The sequence below is a fragment of the Streptosporangium sp. NPDC003464 genome, assembly GCF_053588315.1.
In genome coordinates this window covers 1-8,873 of sequence record NZ_JBSFPS010000356.1, presented here as the reverse complement: position 1 = coordinate 8,873, position 8,873 = coordinate 1, and the positions used below count along the sequence as shown (strand labels likewise).

At 68.2% G+C, this 8,873-nt stretch carries 10 protein-coding genes; 7 read left to right on the top strand and 3 right to left on the bottom strand.

The features are described from left to right. Positions 1-258: 258 nt before the first annotated feature. The 7 genes from ACWDS7_RS43950 to ACWDS7_RS43920 are packed head-to-tail and all read left to right on the top strand — an operon-like array spanning position 259 to position 6,889. Entirely contained in the window at positions 259-609 is a 351-nt protein-coding gene (locus tag ACWDS7_RS43950) for a hypothetical protein (RefSeq protein WP_451934135.1), read from the top strand. Beyond that, positions 606-2,066 carry a hypothetical protein gene (locus ACWDS7_RS43945; RefSeq protein ID WP_451934134.1) on the top strand — a complete coding sequence of 487 codons (1,461 nt, stop codon included), beginning with the start codon at positions 606-608 and terminating at the stop codon, positions 2,064-2,066. Before ACWDS7_RS43950 ends, ACWDS7_RS43945 begins: the two co-directional genes overlap by 4 nt. Further along, positions 2,063-2,275, top strand: a complete 213-nt coding sequence (adfB, locus tag ACWDS7_RS43940; RefSeq protein ID WP_451934133.1) for an actinodefensin-associated protein B — start codon at positions 2,063-2,065, stop codon at positions 2,273-2,275. The genes ACWDS7_RS43945 and adfB overlap by 4 nt, the downstream gene beginning before the upstream one ends. After that, a complete protein-coding gene (locus ACWDS7_RS43935) occupies positions 2,265-3,041 on the top strand; it encodes a hypothetical protein (RefSeq protein ID WP_451934132.1) in 777 nt (258 codons plus the stop codon). Before adfB ends, ACWDS7_RS43935 begins: the two co-directional genes overlap by 11 nt. Beyond that, positions 3,034-4,497 carry an alpha/beta hydrolase family protein gene (locus tag ACWDS7_RS43930; protein ID WP_451934131.1) on the top strand — a complete coding sequence of 488 codons (1,464 nt, stop codon included), beginning with the start codon at positions 3,034-3,036 and terminating at the stop codon, positions 4,495-4,497. The genes ACWDS7_RS43935 and ACWDS7_RS43930 overlap by 8 nt, the downstream gene beginning before the upstream one ends. Beyond that, positions 4,485-6,302, top strand: coding sequence for an ABC transporter ATP-binding protein (locus tag ACWDS7_RS43925; protein WP_451934130.1), 1,818 nt, complete (start codon positions 4,485-4,487; stop codon positions 6,300-6,302). The genes ACWDS7_RS43930 and ACWDS7_RS43925 overlap by 13 nt, the downstream gene beginning before the upstream one ends. Before the next feature lie 47 nt (positions 6,303-6,349). After that, positions 6,350-6,889 carry a GNAT family N-acetyltransferase gene (locus ACWDS7_RS43920; protein WP_451934129.1) on the top strand — a complete coding sequence of 180 codons (540 nt, stop codon included), beginning with the start codon at positions 6,350-6,352 and terminating at the stop codon, positions 6,887-6,889. A 217-nt stretch (positions 6,890-7,106) separates the two neighbouring features. Here ACWDS7_RS43920 and ACWDS7_RS43915 read toward each other — a convergent pair whose 3' ends face one another. The 3 genes from ACWDS7_RS43915 to ACWDS7_RS43905 all read right to left on the bottom strand — a co-directional run. Further along, on the bottom strand, positions 7,107-7,412 hold the full coding sequence (locus ACWDS7_RS43915) for a sulfurtransferase TusA family protein (RefSeq protein WP_451934128.1): 306 nt from the start codon (positions 7,410-7,412) through the stop codon (positions 7,107-7,109). Further along, a complete protein-coding gene (locus ACWDS7_RS43910) occupies positions 7,409-7,783 on the bottom strand; it encodes a hypothetical protein (RefSeq protein WP_451934127.1) in 375 nt (124 codons plus the stop codon). Before ACWDS7_RS43910 ends, ACWDS7_RS43915 begins: the two co-directional genes overlap by 4 nt. Before the next feature lie 72 nt (positions 7,784-7,855). Next, the coding region (locus ACWDS7_RS43905; RefSeq protein ID WP_451934126.1) for an alcohol dehydrogenase catalytic domain-containing protein at positions 7,856-8,873 on the bottom strand (1,018 nt) is incomplete at its 5' end.

Below are 8,873 nucleotides of genomic sequence, written 5' to 3'. Positions count from 1 at the left end.
CATCAAGGTATTTTAGTTATTGTGTTTTGTGTTTGTTTTTTTCTGTGTGGTGCTCTTCCTCTGTGGGGGGCGGGCGCCCCCCACCATTTAATACCCCCCGGGGGGGGCCCTATCCCCCCGCGCCCCCCCCCGGCGCAATCGAGGATGAACTGCACACCAATGCTGCCCGCCTGGAAGGATTGGGCTGCCTGCGCTGCGACTCCAAAACTGGACATGAACGCAAGGGAAGGGGTTTCAGTAATGGTGAGGACGGCGGCGATGGAAGCGCGTGAATTTCTGGAGTCGGTACGGGACGGCGTGGGGGTGTACCGGATCGAATCATGGCCACAGGTGATACCGGGTCGCCCGGCGCGGCGGGTCGACGACGTTGTGGCCTCGTTGCGGGTGGAACAGCGCAACAGTATTGGGTTCTTGAATCCGGTGGAGGACGCGCTGTATGTGACGGCAGGGCTGCGCGGGTTGGGTTTCCCGGCTTCGTTCCACCTAGGCCGGGAAGCGGTGCCGGCGATGCCACCGGCAGGATTCTACGCCTGGGTGGAATGTGACGGCGAAGTGGTGAGTACATCCCTTCCTGTCAAGGAGACACATCTAGAGGTGTATCGGGCATGAACCGAGTTGAGATAACCAAGCGTGGGGTGCGGTCGAGTGGTCCGGGGACGATGGTTCCCGAGCTGCGAATCGCCAATTCGAAGGATTCGTTTGAATTGGCACTAGAGCTGCCGTCGACGCTGCCGGTGTATTACCGGATCGACCCTTCGGGGTTGGAGTGGGGCGAAGACCTGGCCGCTTTTGCCGGTGGCGCAGCGGTTCCCGGTCCGCAGGCGTGGGATCTGCTCGCCTTGGTGCACGGCAACGTACCGGCGCCGGATGACGCGCTGGGTGTGCCCGGGGTTCAACGGCTGACGGTCGGCACGGTGGTGCGGGTGGACGCCGCTGGGGTGCGGGTAGAGCGGCAGGCGCCACGATTGCCTAGCCCCGGGAGAGATCTGATCGACGTGGTCGGTGCGGCGCTACCGGATGGCGAGTTCGGGATCGCCTACAGCGGTGGACTTTCCTCGGCGTTCCTGGCAGTGGCGGCGTACCGGACAGGTAAGCGGCCGGTACTGGTGCACGCGGATCTGGGCGCGGCCTTCGCGCACTTGCCGGTGCCCGAGATACCCGGCCTGGAGCTGCGACGGGTGCCGATGGATGTCTCAGAGTTGCTGGACCATCACCCGATTGCCACCGAGGCACCACGACCCCCGACGCCGGAGGTGGAGGGGCGCCGCCGCCTCGTGGCGAAGTTGTCCGCGGCGGTGGAGCTGCCGCTGGCAACCGGGGCACTGCTGGAGGACCTGGTCTCGATCCGGTTGCCCGAAGCCGAAATCAGCGACGAGAAGCTTCTCGAATGCGAGCCGTTCCACGTGGCCGGAACCCTGCCCACATTGGCCGAGGCGCGCAGGCTCCTGGAGGGACAGACCGTGTATGCGCCCATGGCCGGTGTGGAGGGCCCACCAGAGGAGCAGCAGCCCGGCGCTCAGCCGCCACCGGTGCCGGCGGGAACGAACTTCGTGCCTGGTCTGACCGAAGCAGGCCAGGAGGAATACGGCATCGCGCGACAGTTGTGCCTTCCGCTGTGGGAAGAACACATTAAGTCCCTCCCGCCGGTGTTGGGCAGGGCCGACGCCGCTTTGGCCGAGCGCGGGGGGGCCGGCGCACTGCTGCCGGCCCTCGACTCGCAGGTCCTCGCCGCGGTGGCCGCCCTTTCAGCCGACGACATCGGCCGGATCGAGCGGGGCGTGTTCCGGAACAACCTGCCGCTGTGGCAGGCGATCGACGCGCACGGTGTCACCGGCGTACGGCGGGCGGCGCCCGGTTACTGGCTACGCCTGGCCGCCGCGGAACATCTGTATGCACAGCGGGACAAGCTGGCGGCGTATGTCGCTGACTCCCCCTTGGCGAAGGCAGGCCTGATCGAGGCCGAGCAGGTCGTCGCGGCACTGCGCGACCCTCGGCAGATGAGCGAGCACGCCCTGGCCCTGCTGCGGTTGGTGTGGACCGACCACTGGATGCGAGGTCAAGCATGAGCACGGTGAAACTGGCGCCCCAGGTAACCCTGACCCGGTTGCCGTACGGCGGCGCGGTTCTGGTGAACGGCGTGAATCTGGCGATCGCCGAGTGCGATGAGCCGCAAACAGTGGCGATCGATGAACTGCTGGCTGGCGGCGTACCGGAAGGACAGTTGGCCCAGGTCCTGATCGCGGCCGGTTGGGTGGTGCTGAGTGATGCTGGCTGATCTGCTGGTGGCGGTCCTGGCCGGTCCCCTCGTCGTCTCCGGTGTGGCGAAGCTGGCGGCGCCGACCGAGAAACTGTCCTGGCCGATCCGCAGCGGTCCCCTGGCGGCGCCTCACGGTCCGCGGCTGATCGCCGCCGCCGAGCTGGTCGGCGCGGTGCTGCTCATCGTGGTGCCTGGCCGCCTTGCCGCAGTGGGTGGCCTGGTGGCCTACCTGGCGCTGACCAGCGTAGCCCAAGCGCTGCGCGGCCAGAAGTGCGCCTGCTTCGGGCTGGCGCGGCTGGCCTCGGTAGGTCGCATCCACGTCCTCATGAACGCCGCCGGCGCGCTGCTGGCAGTCATCGCTTTACTGATGGGCCCCGGCGCCCAGACGGCGTTGCGCGTCGGGTTCGCGGTAGCAGCAACCGTCCTGATCACGGGTGTGGTCTTCGCGGTGGACCGCCGTGCCCGCGTGATCGAAGCAGCAAAGGAAAAACAGATCGTGGAACGCACCGGTGCGGTGTACAGCGTACAGCTCTACACCTCCGAGTCCTGCCCATCCTGCCGGGCACTGAAGAAGCTTGTGGCAGGTATGGAACCGGCCCGCCGCGGCGCGGTCGCCGAAACCGTGCTCGGACCCGATGATGCAGCCCCCGGAGCGATGGCGGAGATGGGTGTGCCCTGCGCGCAGGGCCTCGACGCCGTCGGCAGACCCGTCGGCGGACCGGTCTCCGGAATCGGCCCAGTCAAGGCTTTGATCAACTCGATCGTGGTTACCGCACATGCTTAACAGCTGGAGGGACAGCTCACCGAACGGCGCGTGGGCGCGGCTGACCGCCCCGACCCAATCCTCGATCTCGCAGGCAAATCCCGCCGTCACGTACTGGCGCGAACTGCAGGTGGACCCGGACCTGGCCGGGCTCGCAGTAGACCGGGCATGGGCGACCCTCATCGAGATCCACACACACAGCACGTCGCCGGGTTGGACCCTACCCCTCACCGACGTGCTGCCCGCACAACTGGCCTGGCACCCCGAACGGCCCCTCGTCGCAGGGCTGGTGGTGCGGGACCGGCACGCCCACCCGTGGGTGGCCGACTACGCCACCCAGACTGTCACGGTGTTCGACCAGATGCGGGCCGCGACCTCCCACGCATGGCCCCCCCATGCCTGGGTGGACGACCGCCTCGTCCTGCTCCTCCCGTCGCCCCCAGCGGCAAAAACCCCGCTGACGCACGGAAATCCGGTGGCACTGGAGGCGACGGGTCCGATGTACGTGAAGTTCCTGCCTACCCTGCCCGAACTCGCCGCTCTCGTCGCTGCCCGGCCCGCGGCGCTGGATCCGGTTACCGGCCAGGCGATCGAACTGACCGACCCACTGGTGGTACGGCGTCTGGCCGCCTTGGACGGCGAGCTCTATCTGGAGTACGCCGAGGATGACCCCACCTCCGAGGGCGGGCTGTCCTGGTCCAGCCTGACCGTATCGGTGGACGGCTCCGGCTCGCCACGTCCGGTGGCGGAGGCTCCGCACGAGCCGGCGCCAGGGGAGGCGACACCGGTCCCCGAACCCACCCACCCGACGGGGATCAGTATCGATACCGGGTACCACCAGGCCACGCTCACGTGCCACCAGGGAGAGCCGGCAGCAGTGTTGTGGCTGCGCGATGCCCGCCCTGGAGACCCGGCAACGGCGCCCTCCCTGCCGGATACCGGACACGCGGTCGCGAACCTGGACCTGCCGCTGCACTGGCCGGCCGATGCCACAGTGGAATCCCTGCACCCGCAGATCATCGACACGGTGCGCGCCGCAATGGCCACCGTGGACGGTCCGATGCTGGTGGGTGGACACAGCTTCAGCGCCACCCTCGCCCTGTATGCCCTCGCCCATATCCCTGAGCTGCGTGGAGCGATCGTGCACAGCGGCTGCTACAACCGCACCCTCACCCCGACCGGCTGGCAGCACGAGAAACGCCACTTGTGGCAAGCTCCGGACATCTACCGAGCCTTCAGCGCCCTGGAGTTCGCCCACAAGCTGGATCGGCCGGTGCTGTTGGCCCACGGCACCAACGACACCAACCCCGCCACCGCCCCCGAACAATCCGTCGAACTCTACAAAGCCATCGTTGCCAATGGCGGCACCGCCCGCCTACTCCTCCTCCCCGGCGCAGGCCACGCGTTCTACTACGCCGAACACACCGCGTTCCTCAGCACCGAGCACCGCAACTGGATCGATCGGTGGACCCGGTGACACCCAGGCTCACCGTCCGCGACATGTGCGGGGCGGCGGTACACGCCGTACGCATGTCCTGGGCGGCGGACCGGCGCGGTGTCCTCACCGTGGTGGGGCTTCAACTGACCACCGCAGTCGGCCTGGCCGGTGCGTTGCTGTTGTTGCGGGGCATGGTGGATGACGTGATGACCCTCGCCGACGGGGACGGCGCCGGAATCGACCTATGGAGGCTGGTGTCCGGGTTGATGGTGCTGGTCGCCCTCGGTGCGGCGGGTGGCATCCTGCAGACGCTCAGTGGGATGCGGCAGCAGATCCTCACCGATCGGGTGGATCGGCACGTTATCTCACTGGTGTTACGTACCGCCGCCCACACCGAGCTGTTGGAATTCGAAGACCCGGACTTCCACGACCGGTTACAGCGCGCGGTACACGCCTCGCGGCGCGAGCCGGCCAAGGTGGTCATGATGCTGGTCGCGATGCTGCAGGCGGCGCTGACCGTGCTGGCCATAGCGGGCTTGTTCGTCACCATCGCCTGGTGGTTGCTCCCCCTGGCGACCCTCAGCGCGTTGCCGCTGTTCAAGGCCGCCAAGGACCGACGCAACGCCGTGTACACAATGCAGCACTCCCTGGCCGAGAACCACCGCCGCCGCCAGTATTTGGAGCAGCTGCTCACCTGCCGGGACGAGGCCAAGGAGATCCGGGCCCTGAACCTCGGCGCCACCCTCCACACCCGCTGGGACAGCGAATACGCCCAAGAGCTGAACGGCATGGCCCGCCTGATCCGCACTTACGCGGGACGCGAGATCCGCGCCAAACTCTTGTCCAGCGCCCTGATCGCCGGTGTCATCGCCTCCGTCTGGGCGTTGGTAAACGCCGGCATGGTGTCCCTGGCCGCCGCCTCCACAGGCCTGGCCGGACTCTGGTTGCTGTCGAGCCGCATGGGAATGGCCAGTCAGATGCTCAACGACGTGGGCCAGTCCCTGTACTTCCTCAAAGACCTGCACAATTTCGCAGCCGCAGCCGTCGAGCCACTTCCCGGACTCGCCGAACCTGTACGCCCATTCAAGACGCTGCGTGCGCGCGATCTGACCTTCACGTACCCCGGCGCCGACCGCCCCACGCTCTACGGTATCGATATCTCACTCCGCCAAGGCGAGATCATCGCTCTCGTCGGAGCCAACGGCTCCGGGAAGACCACCCTTGCGAAGCTTCTCGCCGGCCTGTACGCGCCCACTGGCGGAACACTGCTCCGCGACGGCCGCGCTGCCACCGACCTGCACCGACTGCGTCACGGCTGCGCCGTGGTGTTTCAGGACTTCGTCCGCTATAAGCTCACCGCCCACGACAACATCGCTTTCGGTCGCGTCGACGACCAACTCCACCACAGCCGCATCAGACACGCTGCCGAATCCGCTGGTGTCGCCACCCTCTTGGAGAGCCTCCCCGACGGCTACCACACCGTCCTCGGTCGCGAATTCACCGATGGCACCGACCTTTCCGGTGGCCAGTGGCAGAAACTCGCCATCGCCCGCGCCTTCTACCGCGATGCCCCCTTCGTCATCCTCGACGAGCCCACCGCCGCCCTGGACCCCCAAGCCGAGGCCGACCTCTTTGCCCACATCCGTCATCTCTTCGCTGGCCGCACCGTCCTACTCATCTCTCACCGCTTCTCCAGCGTCCGCAGCGCCGACCGCATCTACGTGCTCGATTCCGGCCGCGTCATCGAGCACGGTACACACACCCAACTCATGCGTGCCCAGGGCCGCTATGCCGACCTCTTCCTCACCCAAGCGGCAGGGTATCTCGACGCCACGCCAGCCTGAGCTTGTTCTTTATCCTGGCAATCCCCTGAAACCGTGGAGACTTTTCTATGCGGCGATGGCTGCCTGACGCCTCGCCATGGTGGCCGCCCTCGCCGTGCTGCGGCCCCGCCGGCGGACCGGGAGCCGGTCTTCGTCATCGAAGGCCGACAGATGATCTGGTCAAGCGGCAGCCGACCCGCTCACTGCCAGGCCCCAAATGGCATCGGTGCGGTCGAACTGGGCGCCGACAGCGTGCCCGAGATGCTCGATTTGGTCGCGCGGACCCAACGGGACCGTTTTGGTCGCGCACCTTCGAACTGGGTACCTATCTGGGCGTCCGCGACAACGGCACGCTGGTGGCGATGGCCGGCGAGCGGCTTCGGCCGCTGGGATGGACCGAGATCAGCGCCGTTTGCACCGCACCCGAGGCACGCGGGCAAGGTCACGCCGCCCGCCTGGTCAGCGCGCTCGTCGCACGGATCGCGGCGCGAGGCGAACGTCCCTTCCTGCACGTGGCCGAGGCGAATACTGGCGCGATCGCCCTGTATGAGCGGCTCGGCTTCGAGACCCGCACGCCCGTGACCTTCCGGGGGTTCCGCACGCCGTGAGCGCCTGCGGTGCCGGGATGCGGGCTCGGCGGCCCATGACTGAGCGGCTTTCCAGGTCGGGCGCCTGGAAATGAGGGCCGCTTCGGCCTGGCGCGGACCGGCTTGGCTGCGGCCCGGTATGCGTTCGCATCCCGGACACTGTGCCCGGCACGCACCATGTTGCGTGCCCGGCCCGGTGGGAGGAGCGGCGCGTCGCCGCACGCCTGGTGGTGCACTGTCAGGTGCGGTGCCATGGATGATCGGGGACGGTGGAGCGGGCGCGGGCGGCCACGGTGATGGCGTAGGCCGTGCGGGGCGTATACGCGTCGGTGGGGCCGAGGTAGACATGACCGGTCAAGTGACACCAGGCGGGCAGATCGACCGGCGCGGCCGGGTCGGCGGCGATCACGTGCACCACGGTGCCCGCATCCAGGCCGGTGAGCAGATGTCTCAGCTCGATCAGCAGCTGAACGCAGTGGCGCTCGCCGCCATCCAGTACGACCGGCGCCCCGTATGCTGGTTCGCCGGAGATCTGCTTGGTCATACCGCCACCGGCAGTTCGGCCAGGTTCCACTCCAGGATGCCCTTAGCCAGGCGCGCCGCGTTGCGGTCACGGGTGGTCAGTTCCCGCACGGCCTCGTGGGCCAGCACGCAGTAGGCGCCGCAGGGATAGCCGAACACCCTGTGCTCGACCGCCTCGTGCAACGCGCCGCGTACCGCCGGTGGCGTCTTGAAGTCCGGGCCCGCCTCCCGATGAGGCAGCGGATCGGCCGGTGCCTCATCGGCAGACAGCAGCGCGTGCGCGTGGACCGACTTCATCGAGTTCGACCGGCGACGGTCGACGACCTCGTCAAAGATGGAGGGGCAGGCTGCGCCAGAGGGCTTGGTCAAGGTTTCGATGGGATCGTTGTTCACGTCAGCTCCTTCACACCGGGGCACCCCTGAAGCTCTTTCGAGCCCGGGAGCATCCCGACCGCGCCCAGCGGGTCAGGGCTCCAGCAGCAGCCGGTACCGGGCTTGTCCTTCACGCAACCGGCGCACCGCCAGGTCGGCTTGTTCGAGCGGCAGGCGTTGCAGTCGCGGCCGGACGTCGTTGGCGACAGCGAAGCGCATGGTGTCCTCGATGTCGGCGGGGTTGCCGGTGAGGTGGCCGGTGACGATCTGCGCGTTCATCACCAGCCGCGCGACCGGCAGGCGGATGGCTCCGCCGTCGACACCGATCAGGGTGAGCCGTCCGCGCAGGCGCAGACCGTCGAGCAGGGCGCTGATCGGCTCGGAGGTGGGAGCCGTGCACAGGATGAGGTCGGCGCCGCCGAGTTCGGCCAGCCGCTGGCCCGCGTCCTGGGTGGCGGCGTCGATGTAGTGGCGGGCGCCGAAGGCCGCCGCGTCCTGCTCCCGGGCGGTGCCGCGGGCGATCGCGACGACCTCGTGTCCCATGCGGGCGGCGAACTGTACGGCGAGATGGCCCAGGCCGCCGAGGCCGTACACGGCGACCCGTGAGCCGGGCGGCAGGCCGGCCTCGCGGATCGCGGCGAACGTGGTCACGCCGGCACATCCCATCGGTGCCGCATCGGCCAGGCTCAGTCCGTCCGGGATGCGGGCGAGCGCTTCCACGGGAACGGTGACCGTCTGGGCCCATCCTCCCGGATAGGACAGTCCCGGGATCCGGCGTTGCCGGCAGTGCACCTGGTCGCCGGTACGACAGGCGCCGCAGTGGCCGCAGCTGCCGCCGGACCAGCCGACGGCGACTCGATCGCCCAGTTCCCAGCTGGGGGTGAGCTCGCCGACCGCATCGATCACGCCGGCGATCTCGTGTCCCGGGGTGATCGGGAAACCACCGGCGGGCTCGGAAGCGCTCACGGTGCCTAGATCTGCTCCGCATACTCCACTCGCGGCCACCCGCACGCGCACCCAGCCGGGCTCGGGATCGGCGAGCGCCTCGTCGACGGGGCGCAGAGGCCCGCCGGGCTCGGTGACCGCCATGCGCCGGAACGTGGTCGACAAC

Bases quoted from the DNA above. Each gene is read 5' to 3' on its own strand.
- ACWDS7_RS43945 (WP_451934134.1), top strand. From the start codon at position 606: ATGAACCGAGTTGAGATAACCAAGCGTGGGGTGCGGTCGAGTGGTCCG.
- adfB (WP_451934133.1), top strand. From the start codon at position 2,063: ATGAGCACGGTGAAACTGGCGCCCCAGGTAACCCTGACCCGGTTGCCG.
- ACWDS7_RS43950 (WP_451934135.1), top strand. From the start codon at position 259: ATGGAAGCGCGTGAATTTCTGGAGTCGGTACGGGACGGCGTGGGGGTG.
- ACWDS7_RS43915 (WP_451934128.1), bottom strand. From the start codon at position 7,412: ATGACCAAGCAGATCTCCGGCGAACCAGCATACGGGGCGCCGGTCGTA.
- ACWDS7_RS43920 (WP_451934129.1), top strand. From the start codon at position 6,350: ATGCGGCGATGGCTGCCTGACGCCTCGCCATGGTGGCCGCCCTCGCCG.
- ACWDS7_RS43935 (WP_451934132.1), top strand. From the start codon at position 2,265: ATGCTGGCTGATCTGCTGGTGGCGGTCCTGGCCGGTCCCCTCGTCGTC.
- ACWDS7_RS43930 (WP_451934131.1), top strand. From the start codon at position 3,034: ATGCTTAACAGCTGGAGGGACAGCTCACCGAACGGCGCGTGGGCGCGG.